This window comes from Bradyrhizobium sp. AUGA SZCCT0105, from assembly GCF_018129565.1.
Lineage (GTDB): Bacteria > Pseudomonadota > Alphaproteobacteria > Rhizobiales > Xanthobacteraceae > Bradyrhizobium.
Genome location: NZ_JAFCMK010000006.1, coordinates 430,227 through 449,787 on the forward strand (window position 1 = coordinate 430,227; position 19,561 = coordinate 449,787).

Sequence of the window (19,561 nt, forward strand, 5' to 3'; positions counted from 1 at the left end):
CGCTTACTGCGCGGGCGCCGCATTCGTCTCCTGCCTCACGACGCGCTCGCCGCCCTTTGCCGCCAACGCCGTGCCCGCGTCCTCGAACCGCGCCTGATAGACCGCGAAATTCTCCATCACGCGCTGCACGTAGTTGCGCGTCTCCGAGATCGGAATCCGTTCCACCCAGTCCACCGGATCGACCTTGGGATCGCGCGGGTCGCCATAGGCCTTGATCCAGTCGCGGACACGGCCGCGGCCGGCGTTGTAACCGGCAAAGGTCATGATGTGGCAGCCGCGATATTCCGCCAGCAGCGCACTCAATTCGGCCGCGCCCATCTGGGTGTTGTAGACCGGATCGGAGACCATCCGGCTCCAGTCATAGCTGACGCCGAAACGCTTGGCGGTGTCGCGGCCGGCTTCGGGCGTTACCTGCATCAGGCCGACGGCGTTGGCCGCCGACTTGTCGCGCTGATCGAACGCGCTTTCGGTGCGTGCGATCGAGTAGGTCATGCTGCGCCCGATATCGGGGGCGATCGGGGTGTGCTTGGGAATGCCGATGACCGGGAAAGCGTAGTGGTCGAAGGCAAAGCCCCGCGCCAGCGCAATCTTGCCGATCTGCAGCATGGCGCGGGCATCGTTGTGGCGGCCGGTGAGTTCGCCGAGCGCCTCGAGCATCCCGACATCTGCGCTTTCCTCGGCAAGGTCGGCGGCGAAATAGAGCACGATATCGGGCTCGCCGATCGCGTAGAGCATGTCGGCGGCACGCACGCGCTCGTCGGCCGCCATGCTGGCCGCGCTGGCCGCCGCCGAGGGCGCGTGCAGCTCGACGCCGTCACGGCCGAGCCTGGCCAGCGCGAGCTGACCATAATAGGCGGTCGGGTAGCGCGCCGCTGCCTGGTAGTCGGCCCGCATCGCCACGTTGTTGCCGAGCACCTCGGCGGCGCGACCGCGCCAATAGGCGGCGCGCGCCAGCACGGTCGGGTTGGTCTGGCCCTCGTCGATCCGCGCGAAATGCGCTGCCGCGGTCCTGGCATCGTCGAGATAGCGCAGCGCGATCCAGCCGCGCATGAAGTGCATGTCGGAGCGGTAATAGGGATTGTCCGGCGCCGCCGCGGCACGGATAACGTCATAGGCCGCCTGGTACTCACCCTGGTCGAGCAGCTTGCGGGAGAGGATGCGGCGTTCGCGCCACCACTGGTCGGTGTCCTGCTGCGCCATGGTCTCGGGCGCCGCCGCAATCGTCACGCGCGCCGCATCATCGATCCTGTTCTTCGCGAGCAGCCACTGGATGCGGCACAGCGTGTAGCCGAGGTCGCTGCGGGCGTCCGCCGGCACGTCGTTGAGGGTGTCCTCCGCCTTGTTGGATTGCCCGCGGACCGCGCCGCAAGCCTTCACGATGGCCAGCTCGTCGCTGCCGAGATGCAGCGCCGCGCGCCTCGCGCCGGCGAGATCCTTGGCGCCGATCCGCTTGTCCATGCGCGCGCGATGATCGTCGCGCGTCAGCAGATCCTTGAATGCGTCGTAGGCGTCGCTCTCGGTACGGTCCAACAATTCTTCCGAGCGCCAGGCCTCGCGCACCAGCCGCGTGGCGCCGTCGCGATCGCCTTCGGTGAGCAGCGTGCGGGCGAGGGCGAACTTGCCCTTGGCGCTGATCGGCTGATCGAGCGTGAAGCCGTGAACCGTGGCCGGATCACTGCGCTCCTGCCAGATCCGCGCCTCAGCCCGTTTGCGCAACAGCGTGACGCTTGGCCAGTCCGGGTTGGCCGTGACGAATGCCGCATAGCGGCTGAACGGCGCATTCGACTCCGAGTGGCGCAGCAGATACCACTCGACGAGCTTCCGCCCGACGGGGTCGGTGATCTTTGCCTGGATATCGGTCGCCTCGCTGGTCTTGCCCCGGCGCGCCGCGGTGATCGCGTCCCTGACCGCGGCGAGATCGCCCGACAATTGCGGCCCGGCGGGCTTCTCCGGCTCGGGCGCCTTGGTGGTCTCAGCCGATTTGGACGAAGCGGATTTGGCCTTCGCGGATTTGCGCTTGTCGTTGCCATGCCTGGCATGGCGCCGCTTGACGGCGGCACTCTCGCGCGTCGCCTTGGCGCCGTGCGCCTTCTTGTCCCCGTGGCCGCTCTTGGCCTGGTGCTGATGATGCGGTTTGGCGCCTGCCTCAAGCGGAAGCAGCGCGAGCACGGCCACCGTGGCGAGGCACGCCAGCGGACGTAGGCAACGGTTCATTCCCTGGCCCCCCTGAAACGATCAGGCACAAACGGAACGCGTCGTACGCGGCACATCCGCCGCAGATTACTACCACCCTCGATTCTCGAGTATTAACGCTGCCGCAACTCAACAGAGAAAACGCGGCAAAATATGGCATACAGCGTGTGGAACCCTGCGGGAACCGGGGTTTTGCGGGTCTTTTTAAGGGGCCGAGACGCCGGTTTGACCGGTCCCAGCGGGGATATATTCTCGCCAAACGTGCGGCGGGGCGCTTTCTCATGTCAGATCTGTTCTTTCAGGCCGGTGCGTCATGACGGCTGGGCTCAGAACCATCCTGGACGGCGGGCGCTATTTCGAGGGCCCGCGCTGGCATCGCGGGCGGCTCTGGTTCGTTGACTGCATGGCGCGGACGCTGCTCAGCATCAGCCCGTCAGGCGAACGCCAGGAGCATGCGGCGGTGACCGACGACACGCCGTGCGGTCTTGGCGTGCTGCCTGATGGCGACATCGTCGTGCTGACGATGTTCAGGAAGCGGCTGCTGCGGTTTTCCGGTGGCGCGCTGTCCCTGTATGCCGATGTTTCCGGGATCGCGACCGGTACGATCGATGACATGATCGTCGACGGGCAGGGCCGTGCTTACGTCGGCGATCTCGGCTTCAATCTGCCGCCGCCGGAGGGCCGCGGCGCCGTCGGTCGCATCATCCTGGTGATGCCCGACGGCGGCGCCCGCGTCGTCGCCGACGGCTTGCGCTTTCCCAACGGCATTGCCGTTTCCTCCGACCATCGCCGGCTCATCGTCGCTGAGATGGACGGCGCCGGTCTCGCCGATTACGACATCGCGCCGGACGGCGGCCTGAGCCTTCGCGGGCGGTTCGGTCGCGTCAATGATCCCGACGGCATCTGCCTCGACGGCGACGGCGCAGTCTGGGTCGCGTCGTTCACCGAAGACGCGTTTGTCCGGATCGATCGCAATGGTGTCGAGCGCGCGCGCATCGCGGTGCCCGGCCGCCGCGCGCTCGCCTGTGCACTCGGCGGCGCGGATCGCAGGACGCTGTTCTGCCTGAGCGCGGAGACGTCCTACGAGGAGCTGCGGAAGGGCAAATCGGTGTCGCGGATCGACGTGATCGAGGTCGATACACCGGCCGACGGCTATCCCTAGCCGGGGCGAGACTGTTTCTTCTTTTGCTTCTCTTTCTTCTTCAGGATCTCGGCCTGGCTCCTGAAGGCGCGGGCCACTGAGCGCATCTGATCGGCGACGATTGCGTCCGCGGTCGCCGATGCGACCCGTTCCGCGGTCTGCGCCTGCTTGCGAATTGCCTTGGCCATTTTCATGAAGGAACCAATCGCGCTGCGTCGTCCTGGTTCCCGCGCCGGCGACGGCCTCTTGCGGCCTTGAGTTTTGTTCTTGTTTCGTTCATAGTGAGGCACGCCGGGAGAATGCCATGGACGCCGAGCGAGACCGCGAAATCATCAGGCTCTGGAATGAGCTCCGCCGGCTGCAGCGCGAGGGACGTCCGACGGCGTTGATAGTCCGCCGGATCGAGCAGGCCCTGGCAGCGAGGGAGCAGGAGGCGGCCTGAAGCGTGACGGCGACCGGGGCGAACCGCCATCGCGCGCTGTAGTTTCTTGCTTGCGCATCAGCGCCCGCCGTCCGGCCCCATCACCAGGTTTGGCAACCAGGTCGAGATCTCCGGGAAGAAGCACAGCATCAGCACGGCGAACATCATCAGCAGCACGAAGGGCAGCGTGCCCCAGATCACCTCGCTCAGCGGGATATCGGGCGCGACGTTGCGGATGACGAAGATGTTGAGGCCGACCGGCGGGTGGATCAGGCCCATCTCCATCACGATGGTCATGACGACGCCGAACCAGATGATGTCGAACTCGGCGGCGCGGAGCGGCGGCAGGATGATCGGCGCGGTCATCAGGATGATCGAGACCGGCGGCAGGAAGAAGCCGAGCACGATCACCATCACGAGGATCGCGAACAACAGCTCCCAGCGCGGCAGGTGCATCGCGACGATCGCCTCCGCCGCCGATTGCGAGATGTGCAAATAGCTCATCACGTAGGAATAGAGCAGCGACATGCCGATGATCAGCATCAGCATGGTCGATTCCCGAATGGTGGATTTCAGGATCGGCGACAGGTCGCTGGGTTTCCACACACTGTAGATCACGGCGATCAGCCCGAGCGCCAGCAGGCCGCCGAGGCCGGCGGTTTCCGACGGCGTGGCGTAGCCGCCATACAGCGCGATCATCACGCCGGTTAGCAGCAGCACAAACGGGATCACGCGCGGCAGCGCGCTGAAGCGCTCGGCCATGGTGAACTCGTCGCGTTGCAGGATCGCGGCATCCTTGCCGGTCGCGTCATAGACGGCGCGGGCCATGGCGTATTCCTTGCGGAAGCGGAACACGGCGTAGACGCCGAACAACGACACCAGCAGCAGTCCGGGGCCGATGCCGGCCAGAAACAGCCGTCCGAGCGACTTCTCGGCCGCGACGGCGAACAGGATCATCGTGATCGAGGGCGGCAGCAGGATGCCGAGCGTGCCGCCGGCGGCGATGATCCCCGCGGCAAAGCCTCCGGAATAGCCGCGCTTGCGCATTTCGGGGATGCCGGCCGAACCGATCGCCGAGCAAGTCGCGGGCGAGGAACCGGCCATCGCCGCAAACAGGGCGCAGGCGAACACGTTGGCGACGCCGAGGCCGCCGGGCACGCGGTGCAGCCAGGCATGCAGCGCCGAGTAGAGATCCTGGCCGGCGCGGGATTTGCCGATCGCCGCACCCTTCAGGATGAACAGCGGGATCGACAGCAGCGTGATCGAGGCCATCTCCTCGTAGACGTTCTGGGTCACCGTATCGAGCGAGGCCGCCGGCATGTAGATCGCCATGAACACGACGGCGACCGCACCGAGCGCGAATGCGATCGGCATGCCGGAGAACATCGCAAACAGGGTGGCAAGCCCGTAGGAGATGCCAATACCAAACACGGTCATCGGCGCGGGCCACCGGTCAGCGGAATGAGGATTTGCAAAAGGAGTTGCACGCAGAGCAGCGTCATGCCGAGCGCCATCAGCCCGTAGGGGATGGCGAGCGGCGGCGACCACATCGAGTTGGACACCTGGCCGTCGACATAGGCCTCGTGCGCCAGGGTCCAGGACTTCCAGGCGAAGAAGGTGCAGAACGCGAAGCTCGCGACATCGACCAGCCACAGCCTGATGCTGTTGGCGCGCGCCGAGAGCAGGCCGACGAACGCCTCGATGCTGACGTGACCGCGCTGGCTCTGCACATAGGCCGAGGACATGAAGGTGGCGCCGACCAGCAGGAACACGGCGGCCTCGTCCTGCCAGTAGTTCGGGCTGTGGAACACGGCGCGGCCAAGCACGCTGTAGCTCAGGATCACGCAGGCCGCGATCAAGGCAAGTGCGGCGAACACCACGATGATATTGTTGCAGACGGACAGCGCACGCGCGAGCATCGCCACGGCGGTATTGCCCGCGGCTATGCTTGCGCTTTCACCTTGATCCGGGACCGGACCATGGATCATGCGGCGACGTCGCTTGCGAGTTTCAGCAAATTGGCGGCCGTCGCTGTCTTGGCGCCGTAGTCCTTCCAGGCGGTGTCGCGCGCGATGTCGCGCCACTTGCCGACAATGGCGGCATCGAGCGCGCTGACCTTGGCGCCGGCCTTCTCATAGACCTTGGTGACCTCGACGTCGTCGTCCTGCGCACCCTTGCGGCCGAAGGCCTCGAGCTCGGCGCCGACGGCCAGGATGATGTCCTGCTGGTTCTTCGGCAGCTTGTCGAAGATCGCCTTCGACATCATCAACGGCTCCAGCATGAACCAGTAGGAGGCGCCGGCGCCGGAGGTCAGCGACTTCGCGACCTCCTCGAGGCGGAACGAGATCAGGCTGGTGGAGGAGGTGATGCCGGCATCGCAGGCGCCGGTCTGCATCGCGGCGTAGAGCTCGTTGGACGGCACCGACAGCACGGCGGCGCCGGCGGTCTGCAGCACCATGTCCATCTCGCGCGAGCCGCCGCGCACCTTGAGGCCCTTGGCGTCCTCGGGCGCCACGATCGCCTTGGAGCGGCTGGCGACGCCGCCGGCCTGCCAGACCCAGGTGATCAGTAGAATGCCCTTGTCGGCGAGGAAGTCGCTCAGCGCCTTGCCGACCGGCTCCTTCTTCCAGCGCAGGCCCTGGTCGTAGGTCGTGACCAGGCCCGGCATCAGGCCGATATTGGTCTCCGGCAATTCGCCGCCGGCATAGGGCATCGGATAGAGGCTGAGATCGAGCGCGCCCTTGCGCATCGCCGAGAACTGCGCGTTGGTCTTGATCAGCGAGGAGTTCGGATAGACCTCGGCAGTGAGGTCGCCGCCCGAGCGCTTGGCGACCTCGGCCGCGAACATCCGGCACAGCCTGTCGCGGAAATCGCCCTTGTCGATGGTGCCGCCGGGGAACTGATGCGAGATCTTCAGTGTGGTCGCGGCATGCGCAGTCCCGACACCCATCCGCAGGACGGCGGGTGCGGCGAGGGCGGAAGCGAGGACGTGGCGGCGTGTGAGCATGGTTGTTCCCCTGAAGAGCTTCTTGAGTGGCTGCTAGACCGGCGCGGAGCTTTAGCCTAGCCGGTCTTCGCGTGAAACTTCTCTAGTCTGATAGTTCGAGGCGCCCTGTTAGTGCGGGCCGGCAGGCGGTCGCAAGTGTTGCCGTTGCTGCGGCGCACACTGCGCTGCCGCAGCGTCGCCGCCCGATCCTCGCGCGATGAGCGATGGGCGTACGCGCCGGTGTGCTTCAAGAATTTGTTATTGGAGGTAACAACCGGCGGCGCAAGTGCGTCGAGGAGAGAACGGCAAGTCGTCGCGCTCACATTTGACCACACAAGGGATCACTCATGATGACCACCAAGACCCGCTTCGGCCTTTCCGCCGCGTTGCTCTCGTTCAGCCTTGCGCTCGCCCCCGCCGCCTTCGCTCAGGACAAGATGGGCAAGGACGACGCAATGAAGAAGGAAGGCACGATGTCCAAGGATGCCATGAAGAAGGACGATGGCATGAAGAAGGACGACGCCATGAAGAAGGATGGTGGCGCGATGATGAAGAAAGACGACGGCATGAAGAAGAACTGACCGCCGCCACCGCTCATCCTTCACAGGCCCGCCGTCGTGGCGGGCCTGGTTACGCCTCAGCGCTTCTTCTTGCCGCGCTCCTTGCGCGCAGCGTAGCGGGCGTCGCGCTTGGCCTTCTGTTCAGCCTCGAGCGCAGCCAGTCGTGCGGTTTCCTCTTCCTTCTCCCGCGCAATGCGGATGGCCTCGGCTGCGGCGGCCTCTTCCTCGCGGCGCTTCCGTTCGGCCTTCTCGATTTCACGGGCTTCCCTGGCCTTGGCGCGGCGTTCGGCGATAGCCGCGCGCTCCTCGGCCCGTGCTTTCACGGTCGGATCGTCAGCGCCCGGCTGGGTGCGAAACTTGTTGAGGAGGTTTTGCCGCGCCTGCAGGGCCGCTTTCTGGCGGTCGGCAAAACCCGGTTCCTTGAAGCCACTCATAGAGGAAGCCTGCTGCTTTCTGTTCGTTGATGGATGGGGTTCGGTTCGGCGTTCAATAAGTGAATGGCAACGAAAAGGCCAGTGGTGAACGGGGGGCTGTGGAGCAAAGGAGATATGAGCGGACAGCAAATGGCCGACGGCGGTGCCTGCACCCGGCTGGCGGCCGGCGTGGTGAGTGGTTGGTCACCGAACCTGCCGACAGGCCTAACCGCGCTGAAACTGCTCGCGCCGGCCGTTGCCAAGCACCTTGGCGACTGTCTCGGCGGTCATCGCGCTCCGGTCCGAGGCGCGCTGCGCTTCGAGCCTGTCGCGCGCCTTTTCGGTGATCAGGAGGCTGATCAGCCGCAGTCTGCTGGTCTCGTCGACAGCTTCCGAGAGCAGCTGCCTGTAACGCTGATAATCGTAACTCGCTTCTTGTTCGCTCACCGGCACGCCCCGCACACGCGCTCCACTCAGCGAGCAGTTTTTCGCGAGTCGCGCCAGCCCGCAATGGAATTGCAGGGCCGATCGCTGCCGGCGCGCATTTCGTTGTGCGACTGTTGCAGAATTGATCGCACGCAACCGTGCAAACGGTCATGATGCGGGCGATGGCAAAAGGGAACCGAAGCGGCCATGAGCGAATCCGAAGACGGAGGCAACCGCCGCGGGGCGCTGATCGGACTGCTGGTCGCGGTGGTCATGCTCGCGGTCGGTCTCTGGCTTGCGCACGACCTGACGGCGGCGAGCAAGATGCAGGACTGCCTGATGTCGGGCCGGACCAACTGTAATGTGATCGAGCCGGCGCGCTGATCCTGCCTTGCGGCAGTGCAATATCGCTCCCAGATCAAGCCCAAAGATTCGGGCTGAACTGTTTGGTCCCGGTTGTGATTCCGATCACACGCGGACAGGCGGGCTGCCCCGACTCCCAGAGATCGGCGGGAACCAAGGCCATGATGTCCAAGCTGTGGTCCGGAACGGGCGCGGCACTGGCTGCCGCAGCCGCGGCGGGTGCCGTTTTGGTAGCGTATCTATCCCTGACGCTGGCGTCGCCAGAACCGGTGTCGAGCGCGGCGCTCGGGCCGGCGTGGCAATGCAGCCGGGTGGCTTTCGTGCTGACCACCTGCACGCGAGCGGGCGAGGATGAACAAGAGGCCAAGGCCGAGCGCGAGGTCAAGGCTGAGCGTGAGGTCAAGACCGAGGGCGAGGTCAAGGCGATCCCGGTGCGGGCCAAGGACGATTGTCCGCCGGAACCCTAAATCCTTGTTTCTGACGCGTCGTCTTTAGGCGGATCGCTGTCCACTTCGCTCAAACGCGCTCTGGCCGGCCGGCCGGCCGGGCTGCGGCCGTATTCAAACTATTTCTTTGTGGCGCCACGCGACTTGATGGAGAGGCCAAGGCGCATCGCCATCTTCTTGATGCGCTCCGGCGAACGGCCGGTCGCCTTCACGACCTCTTCCAGTGACTTGGAGGAACGCGCCAATTCCATCAGTCGTCGGTCCTCCTTGAACGACCACCGCGGCTTTCGGGCCATCTTGTTGGTATCCTTGTGCATTGCTGGGCAACAAAGCCGCCAGGCGGGGTCGCCTGACGGCCTTGCCGGTGTGGGCCCGGACCTTGGGGAAATGTCCGGTGGATAAGCAATACCGCTTCCGGATCAGGTCGCAATTGAAACCGAAATTTAACCTAACCTATCAAGGTTACTTGCAAGGATACTTGGATAGAGCGTGGCAGGAGGCCTTATGCGCAAGGTCGCCATTTTGAGTGCCGCAGCGTTTTTACTGTCCGGTTGCTGGTCTGACCCGGAGGTCACGGGATCGACCAACAGCTGCGCGGCCAATCTTTATAGTCAGTACAATCCCAAGGTCATGGATCAGTGCGTCAACGCCTGCATCAAGTGTGACCATGGCAACGTCACGACCTGCACGACCTCCTGTACGCTGAAGGGCGCGCGGTAACCGATCCGCGCACGCACCGATGCGAACAGGGCCCGGCGGTCGCATGCGCGCGCGTTCGCGTGATCGCGTGGCGGCGCGATATCGGGCGCGCCTTGCGCGGCGTCATGAACGCCGTTATCGCGTCTGTTCGGCGGCGCCATCGCCGAGCCGGAAACCAAAAGCGTGGAACAGAGCGCGATGAGCGGGTCTTCCTATGTCGCGGTCGATTGGGGCACCAGCAGCTTCCGGCTCTGGCTGATGAGCGCTGGCGGCGAGCTGTTCGGCGAACGGCGCAGCGACGAGGGCATGACGGCGGCCGCCAGGGCCGGCTTTGCGTCGGTGCTGCAATCGCATCTCGACGCGCTGGGCGCGGCGGTCAACCTGCCGGTCGTGATCTGCGGCATGGCCGGTGCCCGGCAGGGCTGGGTCGAGGCCGGCTATGTCGACACACCGGCGCATCTCTCCGAAATCCTCAAAGGCGCCGTCGTGGTCAGCGGGCAGCCGCGCGATATCCGGATCCTGCCCGGGATTGCGCAGCGCGATGCTGCGGCCCCCGATGTGATGCGTGGCGAGGAAACCCAGTTGCTCGGCGCGCTCGGTCTGGATGCGCCGGGTGAGGCCCTCGTTTGCATGCCGGGAACCCATTCCAAATGGGTGCGCCTGCGCGGTGGAACGGTCGAGCGCTTTGCGACCTTCATGACCGGCGAGTTGTTCAGCGTGGTTGCGCGCGACACCATTCTGTCGCATGCCGTCGCCGGTGCGGAAGAGGCCGTTGATGCCGATGCGTTCCGCTCGGCCGTCGTCGAGGCGTTCGCAACGCCGGCGCTATCGGCCAATTTGCTGTTTCGGGTGCGATCCCGGCAGTTGCTGTTCGGCGGCAGCGCGCAGGCGGCCCGTGAGACGATCTCCGGCACGTTGATCGGTGCCGAGCTGGCGGCCGGCCTTGCCGAGCGGGAGCGAGCAACGCCGGTTACGCTGATTGCATCGGGCCGGCTGCAACGGCTCTATCGGATCGCGCTCGAAAGCCTTTCGATTCCGCTCAACGTGATGGATGCGGAGGAGGCGGTTCGCCGTGGCCTCGCCGGCGCCGCGGCGGCGATCTGGACCAATTGAGGGATCAACGCATGAGCATTCCGTTTCCTCCGATGAAGCGTCCGCTGGTCGCGATCCTGCGCGGCGTCAAGCCGGACGAGGCTTTGGGCATCGTGAGCGCACTGCTCGAGGCTGATGTGACCGCGATCGAGATTCCGCTGAACTCCCCCGAGCCGTTCCGTTCGATCGAGATTGCGGCGAAGCGGGCGCCCGCTGATGTCCTGATCGGCGCTGGCACGGTGCTGACCGCGGGAGATGTCGATCGCCTCCACGACGCCGGCGGGCGCCTCATGGTGTCGCCGAACGTCGATGTCGACGTGCTGGCGCGCGCCCGGCACCACGCGATGATCACGATGCCCGGTGTGTTCTCGCCGACGGAAGCGCTGCTCGCCGCACGCGCGGGCGCCTCGAGCCTGAAGTTCTTTCCGGCAAGCGTGCTCGGCGCTTCCGGCATCTCGGCGATCCGCGCCGTGCTGCCGCCGGATGTGATGCTCGCCGCCGTCGGCGGCGTCTCGGACCAGAATTTCGCGGAGTATGTGAAGGCGGGCATTCGCGCCTTCGGTCTCGGCAGCAGCCTCTACAAGCCGGGCATGACGGCCGCGGATGTTGCGGTCAGGGCGAAAGTCACGATCGAGGCGTATGACAGGGCCGTGCAGGGCGCGAGCTAGGCTCGGTCCCTAATTCCTGACCGCGAGCTAATCGTCCCGCTTGCCGCCGTCGATCACCCTGAACAGCGGGGCCGCCTCTCGAGGATTCTCGAGCAGCTCTTCGACCATGGCGATCGCGGCCGCGACGTATTTCCCGGTCGCGGCGTCCAGCGGCCGTTCGGCTTCGTCTGCCAGCGCGAGCTTGGCGCCTTCGAGCAGTTTGCGGGTGCGGATGGCGGACTCGTCGCCGGAGGTCAGGGCGGCGCGCGCGATCGATCGCAGCACGAACAGCTCGCCCTCCAGCCGCAGCAGGCGGTCGTTCAGCTTGCTCAGCACAGTATTCAGGTTCCGCATGTCGTCCTCTCCGGGCGTTGGACCCGTCTTCCATACACGGTCATTCCTGACGAAATTCTTGTGCCGGCCACACACCATTTGGTTTGTTGAACGGCGTCGCCGGCCACCTCATGTTCCCGGCGGCCCTGGCAGGCGCTGTCGTCCGGCGGAGTGGTTTGTGGATCACGGCGAATAGCCCTAGTAGAGTGTCCGCGGTCAGGCGCCCCGGCCGGGCGCCGTGGGCGCACCCGCTTGATTTAGGAACGACGAAGGAACGCATATGAAGATTGCCGTCGAAACGACCGTTGCCGCGCCGATCGCAGATGTCTGGCGCGCCTACACCACGCCCGACGACATCAAGCAGTGGAATGCGGCCTCCGACGATTGGCACACCACTGCTGCGACCGTGGACCTGCGCGCCGGTGGCGCATTCTCGTCGCGGATGGAAGCCAAGGACGGCAGCATGGGGTTCGATTTCGCCGGCACTTACACCAAGGTCGAGGCACCCCGGCTGCTGGAATATGCGTTCGGCGACCGCACCGCGCAGGTTGCGTTCACGCCCGAGGCGGGCGGCGTCAAGCTGCAGGTCAGCTTCGACGGCGAGGATACCCATTCGGTCGAGCAGCAGCGCGGCGGCTGGCAGGCGATCCTGGATAATTTCAAGCGCTACGTCGAGGCAAAGCAGCGGTCCTGATCCGGCCACTGGAGGCGACGTGATCGATGCAGCTGGTAGCGGAGGCGGAGCGCCCGCAGGGCCAAGTCGCCGTCCCGCGCGAGAGGAAGGCATGATGCTGAAACGACCGCGCGCGACCATGCCGGCGGGGATCCGGCGCGAACTCGACGCTGCCGGTCTGACGGAGGCGTTCAAGCAACGTCCGCCGTATCAACTCAATGACTATCTGCACTGGATCGAACGCAGCGTGCGGGCTGCCACCAAGCGCAAGCGGATCGACCAGATGCTGGAAGAATTGAAAGCCGGCGGGGTCTATATGGGAATGGCGCATCGGCCGAGCAAACAGGCGAGGTGATCGTTCTCTCGGCGCGGTCGCGACGGTCGTCAGGAGCATGCGATGCGTTGTGTCTTGGCACTTGGCCTGTTGGTCATCCTGTGCGTGTCGGCGAGCGCTGCGCCACGGCGTCACCCCCACGCACGCCAACCCGCAACTGTTCGTTCGCCCGCTGCTGCAACGCCGACGGCGCGCTTCGCCGTTCCCGGCTGGAGTGACGAATCGACGCGGCAATGGCTCGACCGCGCGTCGGAAAATGCCGGCCGAGGTGGATAGTGCGGCAACCCCCGGCGCCAAGTTCAATCGGCGTCATCGTCCTCGGTTCCCCGCGCGCTCGATGCCGAGCGCCCGCCGTATTGCCGAGGAGCAGCCGCGGCCCTTCTCGTGCTCACGCCTTCGCTTTCGCGCAGTTCCTTGCGTGCGCGCCGCGCGGTTCGCATCGCTTGCTTGATGTTTGCATCATGCGAGTCCTCGTCGAAGAACAGCACGATCTCGCAGCTCGGGCACTGACGCGAGTAACCGTTCTGCAGCCGCTTGGCGCGATCACGAAAGACGCTCTTGCAGCGGGTGCAACGGATCTGGACGGAGTCTTCCATATCGATCCCAAAATGTCGGCGAACAATGAGAACGCTGGCAATCCCTTGAGGAAGCAATTCCAGATTAAGAAATCGCGAAGCACGCCACCCAAGGTCGCTGCGAGAATCGGAACCTGCAACGTGACGAACAGAATACGTTCGGCATCTCAAGCGCCGTCGGAACTTTGTTCACGCACGGAGAACTACGGAATCATTTCGTGCGCTGGATGATAAAGAACGAGACGCGATTTCAGAGCAGATCGTGAACATCAAAAGAAAGGCCTCAGCGCGTGGGCCACGCTGAGGCCAAGTTGACACTTTGGTCGTGAGGCACCGTCACCAGTGCCTCGGTGCTTAACCTAGCTTCGTTTCTCTGCAGCCAAATAGCCCATATGGGCCATGATCGTTGGCACAGAACGTGCAGAGTTGGAGCTGTCAGGATTTTGCATCACCTTCCTGGGGCTAGGAGCAGCGCCGTCCGCGTATATTTCAAGCGGGCGGCGTTGTGCATTTCGGCGGCCGGTACGCGGCTTCGATCAGGGATCAGCGATCCATCGGCCGAATTTCCAGGCTCTCGATTTTGACCGGCGGACTAGAGAAAGCATCCTCGCTCAACGGATGCAGCGTGATCGGCGTAGTCGTGCCGCCGGTGAGGACGTTGTCACGCGCGCCGCTTTCGTGGGTGTAACTGCCGGCGAGTTGGTCGAGCCCGAGCCACGGCACTGGCGCCATCACCTTCCAGGTCAGTGCGACTTCCTCGTCGCCGATGAAAATGCCGAAGTTGGGAATGGCTGCGACGTAACGGCTGTCCGGTGCGCTGTCGGCGTGCAGCACGCAATCGAGATTGGTCACCGGGCCCAGGATGAAACCGGCATCGGGGCCGCCACGACACGCGAGCGTTCCGGCCTGCACCTGCTGTGCTTCGGCGGTTGCGATGGGCGTGGCGAGAACGGCCGCGCCACACACCGCAACGATGATCCAATGGCCCGTTGTCCGCATGGCGCTGTACAACGCGGAGGGAAGCGCAATCGGTCCGCGCTCTCGCCTGCGGCCTGCGCTGGTGGTTAAGGGATCCTTAGAATTGGGGCGGCCCACGAAACTACGCCGCCGGGCTCGAAATGAATTGTCCCGGCGGCGCCCTGTTTCAATCTGGGCCCGCAATCCCAGTCATGTTCTGTCTGCGAGACCGGCGCCGAGGTTCGAGTATCCGTATTCATACGGGCGTTAGCGTCTCGCGACAGTCTGTGGTTGGCTGCTGACCTTCTTGTGCCCCGGCGGCGGTCCGATGGTCACCCAGACCACCGCGGCGATCACCATCGCCGTCAGGATCGCGCCGGCCAGGGGCTGATCGTTGTCCATGCTCCGCGTCCGTTCAGATATGATGCTCCAGCTTCCGCATCTCCTGCAGGCGAGCCAGGCAGAAATCCCGATACAATTCGTTGATGAAATCCCACATGACCGAATCCCCTTTTGGTGCAATGACGGGACGCTATCCCGGCTTTGTTTCCGGCCGGCTTCGCGGCGTCCGGAAAATGGCTTCATCGAATGGGAGTGGGGTGGCGATCCCGGCAGGATTCGAACCTGCAACCCGCGGAGTAGAAACAATTGGCTCATGGCAGGAAAAGTCGTTATCCAACAAAACCTTAGGCGGTTCCGCGCTGATCCTCCGGGAAAAATTCCGGGATTTGGCGGTCCCTGGGAAGCGGTGTTGTCGCGGATTCAGTTCATCTACCAATCAGAAAGTTCATCGGATCCTCTGATCTGCTTGACCTCTCCGAGCGGTAGGAAGCCAATTTTGTTTTCGGAGAAAACGATGAAGCCACTTGACGAAGCGCGGAGGAGCTTGCCGGTTAGCGGCACTGTTCGGTCCTTCAGGACGAAATCGTAAGTCGTCTTCACGGAGTAGATCTCGTGCTCCGCGACGGCTCGCCCCACCCAATAGGTGGCCAACACGACCAAGATAAAGGAAAAGAAGCCGTCGCCGATTCCGACCCGACCTGTGGCCTTCCAGTGCGAATATTGCGATGCGAGCAATAGCGCGCCGAAGACGACCGCTGGGATCGCCACGAGGCGATCGCTCAGAAAGTGTGATGGATGCAAGGGCGGAAAGAAGTACCGCGCCGCTAAAACGACAACGGCTATCGTGCCGAAGAACACGCCCACCACCCAGTAGATTTTTCTTCTTCCGCTTCGGCTACCGATATTTTTAAGCAGGCTTTCTACGTAGTCACCCCAAAAATATACTCCGAGTGAGCCTGTTAAGATCGCGATGATGAAGCTGAGCGAGTAGACGAAATTCGAAAGATCCATGACTCCCAGAAAATGGAGTCCGATCTTCGAGAAGTATCCAATGTTGAAGATGGAAAGAACGAGCACTGCTACGCCAGTAATAGCGGGCAAATAACCTAGAATCGCTGCGATGTCAGATTTGGATTGTTGTTCCTCGCTCATGAATTGATACCGACTGTTGCCCTGAGCTCAGCGTCAACGCTTTGACTTCAATCCAAGCGCGGCTTGCAGGAGCGCCTGCAGGATCTCGTCAATTTTTTCGTCGGTGAGATCGTCCAGCGACGATACGTTAAACTCGTACACGTTATTTCCGCGATTGGGGCCGGAGCCTTCCTGAACAGACACGTAGCCCGGAGAATGGGTGACAAAAATGTAGGCCGCCTGTCCCTGACCGCTCGCTGAAGCGGTAATCGACGGATATTTCCGAGACCCGGAGGCGCCTACGGAATATTGGTCGCTGTTATCCGCAACATCGAGCTTTAGCTTACCTTCCCAGGCCTTCTGAGCGGCAGACAAACGGGGCAGGACGCGCCGCCTAAGCTGCTCGCCGGACGTCTTCATGTCTTCCTCGGCTCGTTGTCTTGCGGACTTTTGAGCGCTATCGCGGTCAGCAACCTGCTTGAGTGCATCCTCGAGCATTTTTTTCAATGGATCATCGGACAACGTTCGTCTCCCGCGATTCGCGTTCCGCGGTCAGGATGCTGGCAAACGCGCGCAAGGCGAGTGCGACGTGAAGTTATCCCAGCTATACACAGCGGCGGTCTCGTAAGGCCGCCTTTGTGGCGAGACCGGGCTAATCTCGATGAGGTCGAGGCGTCGATCCGGTAACTGGAAGCTCGAAGCGGCCGCGACATAAAGGGCAGATCTGGCTCAGTCGCGCGGCCGTTTCTGGAACGGTGAATTCACGGCAGGTGGGGTGAACCTGATCCGGCGGGCACGTCAATGCGATGAGCGTGAGAGCGGCGTTGCGGTCAAAACCGGATGCCGTGCTCGAAGGCGGATCGCCGGTGCGATGCGTGCAGGCTCATTCATCGCCGCCTTTGTTCTCGATCGCCTTCGGGGTCTGCCGCTCGATTGCCTCGAGCAGCTCGCGCTGACGCTGCTGCGCCTCGGCTGTGCGCTCCATCGCTTCGCGCACGTCCTCAACGGTCGCGCCGGTGTAAAATTCGGATGTGACGGCAATGGTGGAATGGCCGAGCAGTTCCTGCACGATGCGAAGGTTGCCGGTCGTGCGCAGCGTCCGCATGCCGGCCGTGTGGCGCAGGTCGTGAATGCGGGCGTCGACGTCGGCCTTCGACCAAGCGCGGTCCTTATGCGAGGAAAAGCCTGCCGCTGTGATCGGGTAGCGTTGTCCTTTGACCAGGTCGCCGAGCTTGCGGCCTTTCCTGGTGCGGTTCTTCCAAGTCCGTTTTGCCTTGTAGGTGAAAACGAATTCCTTATGGTGACCGCGCCGGCGCCACAGGATGGCATAAGCTTCGCGCGATAGCGGCATGATTCGCGGCTCGTCGCCTTTGGTTACGATGCTGATTGTTCCGTGCTCGAAATTGACTTGAGACCATTTCAGCAAGAGGTTCTGCCGGCGGAGCCCGGTGATGATCGCGAAGCGGCGCAGCTCGACGAAGTCGAAATCTTCGACTTGGTCGAGGCGCTTTTCCTCACTGGCGAGCAGCTCGCGGACCGGGCGCTTCTTTGGCTTGAGGCGGTGCTTTTTCCAGGTCGGCTCATTCGGCAGCGCCGTGTTCCAGTTCTCTTTCGCGCGCCGCATCACGCGGCGCAGTAGGTCGAGGGTGCGGTTGACTGTCGAGTTGGTGATCGCACGATAGAGAATCTTCGGCTTTCCCTTTTCGACGACCGTGCGATCGCGCCGGCGATCCCTCCTGCGCTCGGCGACAAGATGAGCGACCGTATCGTCGACGATGTCGTGCAACTGAATCTTGCCGCCGAGGATCTCGACGATGCGGTCAAGCGCAGATTTGATCTTGAGGTCGGCGAGGTTCTGGCCGTGCTCATCCCACCAACGGTCGCATGCGCGCTTGAGCGTCAGCGGTTCTCGGCTGGCGGCGATCCAGTGCTCGACGTTGGCACGGGCTTTGCGCTTCTCTTCTTCCTCGATCGCGCGGGCCTCACGTTCATTGTCGGACCGAGTCGAGCCGTAAAATCGATGACCTTTGATCTGGAATTCGTATTGCCAGTATTGCGACCGCTTGTCCCGGTAGACGGACATGGCGTCGTTTCCCCCGTTGACGTCAGGAAGGCCTCTATATCGGCGCGGGTGAAAACGCGCCGTGGCCTGGCGCGGCCTTCGCCTTTGATCCGACACGGCAGGCGCTGGGCGTCAATATGCCGTTTTATGGTCTCCCGATCCATCGGATAGAGCCGGGCCAGCTCCGGGACGCTGATGGTCGCGAAGCTGGCGAAGTGGGACTCGAGGGCAGGGGAAAGGGCGGTCACAGTCCGCCCTCCGGGACCCGGTGGACCGGGCGCAATTTGCCATCCACGATTTGGGCACGACCGCTGGCCACCAGCCGCTCAACCATCTCCGGCCTGATCTTCCTGGCGCCAAAGCGCCAGCCGCCGCTCGGGTGCCGCTCGAATGGGCCGTATTCGAGCAGCTGGAGTGCGATGTAGTGGTTGCGTTGCAGTCGCTGCATCAGCGGGCCTCTAGGAACGGCTACAGGCTTGCGCCGGCCAGCCGCTGCGCCAGCGCGCGGGCGTCGGCCGCATGCGTCTTGATCTGCCCCCGGGTGAAGCCGAGCCGCTCCAGGTCGCCTTCGGTGATACCGCCTTCGCGGTAACCGGCCGAGCGCATGTCGTCGGCCATCCGCTTAATGGTCTCGGTCGGCGATAAATCCGCGCGTGGTCTAACCAGCGCGGTATCGATGTAATGGGGGACGGAGGGCTGGGCTTGGGAGCGGCTCAGGGCCGGGAGGTGGTTGCAGGAAGTGCGACGCATAAAAGAGTTCCCTGTTTGTTTCGCAGGGTATCCATAAATCGGTAAAATTACTGCGTCAAGAAAAAAGCGGTAGTATTACCGCTCAGCGACGTGGTCGCATACCGATGACCCGCGCCGCCCATTCGATCTTGGCGTCCTGGATCGGCGGCTCGTTGGAGTTGGAAATCAGGGTAAATGACCCATCTCGCTCACGGCGGACGTGCTTGATCAGAATGCGGTCGTCGGCCAGGCCAACAACGCAAGTCTGGTTTAGCATGTCGTCCGTGATCGGTGAGCGGACGTCATCGTAAAATACCAGCCAGGAGTCCAGGAGCGGTCCGAAACTCTTTCCGCGGATCTCGACCGCGACTGTCTGGTCGGTAGAAAAAGGCGGAGCTTCCACTTCCTGGAAATCCTCTTGAGCAATTGCGTAGTAGTGCGCCTCGCTGCCGGCGCCGACGTAGCCTATTAAACGCACAAAACGGCCTTGCCTGGAAGCATCCCGCAAGACTGCGCTGCTTTCGATGTGCGGATCTGGCTCGACCAACTCCGGCCCTGCGCCATCCAGCAGCCAGCCCGCGCTGGTCTTCAAAACGGGGGCAAGGGCGGACATCGTTGCCGCGTTTGCTCCCTTGGTTGCGATTTCTCCCTTGGCGCCGCGCTGCAAATTCCGGATGGCGCTCGCGCTCAGGCCCGCTTTGCGCGACGCCGTGGCCGCCTTGAGGTCAAGCGCTTTAAGGCGCTTCTCGATACGGCTGACGATCTTTTTGAGGCTGTCCATGCCCCGGGACTGTGGCTGGCTCGGCTGAGTGTGTGAAACGGTAACATTACCGTTGACTATAGAGGTAATATTACCGCTCAGTCCATCTATGGGCATGCTCGATTCGCTACTCGCTGTAGCCAGGGCATACGCCGGGGCTGCGCAGGTCGACCTCTCGACCGTCAGCTGGCGTGCACTGGGCGACACAAAAAAACTCTCGGCCATTGAAGCGGGGGCGGACATTCAAGTTCGCCGCTGCGAGCGGACCTTGTTGTGGT

At 63.5% G+C, this 19,561-nt stretch carries 27 protein-coding genes and 2 pseudogenes; 10 read left to right on the forward strand and 19 right to left on the reverse strand.

Features of this window, described 5'->3' with window-relative positions; all coding sequences use genetic code 11:
* Nucleotides 1-3: 3 nt before the first annotated feature.
* Nucleotides 4-2,214, reverse strand: coding sequence for a lytic transglycosylase domain-containing protein (locus tag JQ573_RS28100; protein WP_212314710.1), 2,211 nt, complete (start codon nt 2,212-2,214; stop codon nt 4-6).
* Nucleotides 2,215-2,506: 292 nt separating this feature from the next.
* Here JQ573_RS28100 and JQ573_RS28105 point away from each other — a divergent pair, with 292 nt between their 5' ends.
* The gene (locus tag JQ573_RS28105) at nt 2,507-3,355 is read left to right on the forward strand and encodes an SMP-30/gluconolactonase/LRE family protein (protein WP_212314708.1); all 849 of its coding nucleotides are present in this window, start codon (nt 2,507-2,509) and stop codon (nt 3,353-3,355) included.
* Here JQ573_RS28105 and JQ573_RS28110 read toward each other — a convergent pair.
* Nucleotides 3,352-3,624 carry a hypothetical protein gene (locus tag JQ573_RS28110; RefSeq protein WP_212315513.1) on the reverse strand — a complete coding sequence of 91 codons (273 nt, stop codon included), beginning with the start codon at nt 3,622-3,624 and terminating at the stop codon, nt 3,352-3,354. The two genes, JQ573_RS28105 and JQ573_RS28110, sit on opposite strands and share 4 nt — an antisense overlap.
* Before the next feature lie 14 nt (nt 3,625-3,638).
* Between JQ573_RS28110 and JQ573_RS28115 the strand changes: the two genes are divergently transcribed.
* Complete coding sequence (locus JQ573_RS28115) at nt 3,639-3,776, forward strand: hypothetical protein (protein WP_212314706.1); 138 nt, start codon at nt 3,639-3,641, stop codon at nt 3,774-3,776.
* A gap of 57 nt (nt 3,777-3,833) precedes the next feature.
* Here JQ573_RS28115 and JQ573_RS28120 read toward each other — a convergent pair whose 3' ends face one another.
* The 3 genes from JQ573_RS28120 to dctP are packed head-to-tail and all read right to left on the reverse strand — an operon-like array spanning nt 3,834 to nt 6,762.
* On the reverse strand, nt 3,834-5,192 hold the full coding sequence (locus JQ573_RS28120) for a TRAP transporter large permease (RefSeq protein ID WP_212314704.1): 1,359 nt from the start codon (nt 5,190-5,192) through the stop codon (nt 3,834-3,836).
* Nucleotides 5,189-5,743: a TRAP transporter small permease gene (locus JQ573_RS28125; protein ID WP_212314702.1), complete on the reverse strand. Its 555-nt coding sequence runs from the start codon at nt 5,741-5,743 to the stop codon at nt 5,189-5,191. The genes JQ573_RS28120 and JQ573_RS28125 overlap by 4 nt, the downstream gene beginning before the upstream one ends.
* Complete coding sequence (gene dctP, locus JQ573_RS28130; protein ID WP_212314700.1) at nt 5,740-6,762, reverse strand: TRAP transporter substrate-binding protein DctP; 1,023 nt, start codon at nt 6,760-6,762, stop codon at nt 5,740-5,742. The genes JQ573_RS28125 and dctP overlap by 4 nt, the downstream gene beginning before the upstream one ends.
* 329 nt (nt 6,763-7,091) lie before the next feature.
* Between dctP and JQ573_RS28135 the strand changes: the two genes are divergently transcribed.
* Entirely contained in the window at nt 7,092-7,322 is a 231-nt protein-coding gene (locus JQ573_RS28135; RefSeq protein WP_212314698.1) for a pentapeptide MXKDX repeat protein, read from the forward strand.
* A gap of 56 nt (nt 7,323-7,378) precedes the next feature.
* Here JQ573_RS28135 and JQ573_RS28140 read toward each other — a convergent pair whose 3' ends face one another.
* A complete protein-coding gene (locus tag JQ573_RS28140; protein WP_212314696.1) occupies nt 7,379-7,735 on the reverse strand; it encodes a DUF6481 family protein in 357 nt (118 codons plus the stop codon).
* A gap of 204 nt (nt 7,736-7,939) precedes the next feature.
* A complete protein-coding gene (locus JQ573_RS28145; RefSeq protein WP_212314694.1) occupies nt 7,940-8,161 on the reverse strand; it encodes a hypothetical protein in 222 nt (73 codons plus the stop codon).
* A 121-nt stretch (nt 8,162-8,282) separates the two neighbouring features.
* Here JQ573_RS28145 and JQ573_RS28150 point away from each other — a divergent pair.
* Nucleotides 8,283-8,524: pseudogene (locus JQ573_RS28150) on the forward strand (hypothetical protein).
* A gap of 140 nt (nt 8,525-8,664) precedes the next feature.
* Nucleotides 8,665-8,970: a hypothetical protein gene (locus tag JQ573_RS28155; protein ID WP_212314692.1), complete on the forward strand. Its 306-nt coding sequence runs from the start codon at nt 8,665-8,667 to the stop codon at nt 8,968-8,970.
* Nucleotides 8,971-9,068: 98 nt separating this feature from the next.
* On the opposite strand, the gene JQ573_RS28160 is transcribed toward JQ573_RS28155, so the two are convergent.
* Nucleotides 9,069-9,245 carry a hypothetical protein gene (locus JQ573_RS28160; RefSeq protein WP_212314690.1) on the reverse strand — a complete coding sequence of 59 codons (177 nt, stop codon included), beginning with the start codon at nt 9,243-9,245 and terminating at the stop codon, nt 9,069-9,071.
* A gap of 208 nt (nt 9,246-9,453) precedes the next feature.
* Here JQ573_RS28160 and JQ573_RS28165 point away from each other — a divergent pair, with 208 nt between their 5' ends.
* The 3 genes from JQ573_RS28165 (at nt 9,454) to JQ573_RS28175 (ending at nt 11,408) form a co-directional block, all read left to right on the forward strand.
* Entirely contained in the window at nt 9,454-9,669 is a 216-nt protein-coding gene (locus JQ573_RS28165) for a hypothetical protein (protein ID WP_050402491.1), read from the forward strand.
* A gap of 177 nt (nt 9,670-9,846) precedes the next feature.
* Nucleotides 9,847-10,761, forward strand: coding sequence for a 2-dehydro-3-deoxygalactonokinase (locus JQ573_RS28170; protein ID WP_212314689.1), 915 nt, complete (start codon nt 9,847-9,849; stop codon nt 10,759-10,761).
* Nucleotides 10,762-10,772: 11 nt separating this feature from the next.
* Nucleotides 10,773-11,408: a 2-dehydro-3-deoxy-6-phosphogalactonate aldolase gene (locus tag JQ573_RS28175; protein WP_212314684.1), complete on the forward strand. Its 636-nt coding sequence runs from the start codon at nt 10,773-10,775 to the stop codon at nt 11,406-11,408.
* A gap of 27 nt (nt 11,409-11,435) precedes the next feature.
* Here JQ573_RS28175 and JQ573_RS28180 read toward each other — a convergent pair whose 3' ends face one another.
* Nucleotides 11,436-11,741 (reverse strand): hypothetical protein, encoded by a 306-nt coding sequence (locus JQ573_RS28180; RefSeq protein WP_092114532.1) that lies wholly within the window; start codon nt 11,739-11,741, stop codon nt 11,436-11,438.
* 259 nt (nt 11,742-12,000) lie between these two features.
* Between JQ573_RS28180 and JQ573_RS28185 the strand changes: the two genes are divergently transcribed.
* Nucleotides 12,001-12,414, forward strand: coding sequence for an SRPBCC family protein (locus JQ573_RS28185; RefSeq protein ID WP_092114531.1), 414 nt, complete (start codon nt 12,001-12,003; stop codon nt 12,412-12,414).
* Nucleotides 12,415-12,433: 19 nt separating this feature from the next.
* Nucleotides 12,434-12,748, forward strand: a complete 315-nt coding sequence (locus JQ573_RS28190) for a YdeI/OmpD-associated family protein (RefSeq protein ID WP_312011656.1) — start codon at nt 12,434-12,436, stop codon at nt 12,746-12,748.
* Nucleotides 12,749-13,026: 278 nt separating this feature from the next.
* Here JQ573_RS28190 and JQ573_RS40820 read toward each other — a convergent pair whose 3' ends face one another.
* From JQ573_RS40820 to JQ573_RS28230, 10 genes and pseudogenes are all read right to left on the reverse strand, one after another.
* Nucleotides 13,027-13,215: a hypothetical protein gene (locus JQ573_RS40820; RefSeq protein WP_312011657.1), complete on the reverse strand. Its 189-nt coding sequence runs from the start codon at nt 13,213-13,215 to the stop codon at nt 13,027-13,029.
* 630 nt (nt 13,216-13,845) lie between these two features.
* Nucleotides 13,846-14,313: a DUF992 domain-containing protein gene (locus JQ573_RS28200; protein WP_212314680.1), complete on the reverse strand. Its 468-nt coding sequence runs from the start codon at nt 14,311-14,313 to the stop codon at nt 13,846-13,848.
* A gap of 213 nt (nt 14,314-14,526) precedes the next feature.
* On the reverse strand, nt 14,527-14,661 hold the full coding sequence (locus tag JQ573_RS40685) for a hypothetical protein (RefSeq protein WP_276327610.1): 135 nt from the start codon (nt 14,659-14,661) through the stop codon (nt 14,527-14,529).
* A 369-nt stretch (nt 14,662-15,030) separates the two neighbouring features.
* A complete protein-coding gene (locus tag JQ573_RS28205) occupies nt 15,031-15,753 on the reverse strand; it encodes a hypothetical protein (RefSeq protein WP_212314678.1) in 723 nt (240 codons plus the stop codon).
* Between the two features lie 33 nt (nt 15,754-15,786).
* Nucleotides 15,787-16,254 (reverse strand): hypothetical protein, encoded by a 468-nt coding sequence (locus JQ573_RS28210; RefSeq protein WP_212314676.1) that lies wholly within the window; start codon nt 16,252-16,254, stop codon nt 15,787-15,789.
* Between the two features lie 361 nt (nt 16,255-16,615).
* Nucleotides 16,616-17,911 (reverse strand): site-specific integrase, encoded by a 1,296-nt coding sequence (locus JQ573_RS28215; protein ID WP_312011658.1) that lies wholly within the window; start codon nt 17,909-17,911, stop codon nt 16,616-16,618.
* Nucleotides 17,893-17,958: pseudogene (locus JQ573_RS40950) on the reverse strand (hypothetical protein); the annotation flags it as partial. The gene JQ573_RS28215 and the pseudogene JQ573_RS40950, both read right to left, overlap by 19 nt.
* Before the next feature lie 80 nt (nt 17,959-18,038).
* Nucleotides 18,039-18,242, reverse strand: coding sequence for a hypothetical protein (locus JQ573_RS28220; protein ID WP_212314674.1), 204 nt, complete (start codon nt 18,240-18,242; stop codon nt 18,039-18,041).
* Nucleotides 18,243-18,262: 20 nt separating this feature from the next.
* Nucleotides 18,263-18,412: a hypothetical protein gene (locus JQ573_RS28225; protein ID WP_212314672.1), complete on the reverse strand. Its 150-nt coding sequence runs from the start codon at nt 18,410-18,412 to the stop codon at nt 18,263-18,265.
* Nucleotides 18,413-18,626: 214 nt separating this feature from the next.
* Nucleotides 18,627-19,304 (reverse strand): phage repressor protein, encoded by a 678-nt coding sequence (locus JQ573_RS28230; protein ID WP_212314670.1) that lies wholly within the window; start codon nt 19,302-19,304, stop codon nt 18,627-18,629.
* Nucleotides 19,305-19,561 lie beyond the last annotated feature (257 nt).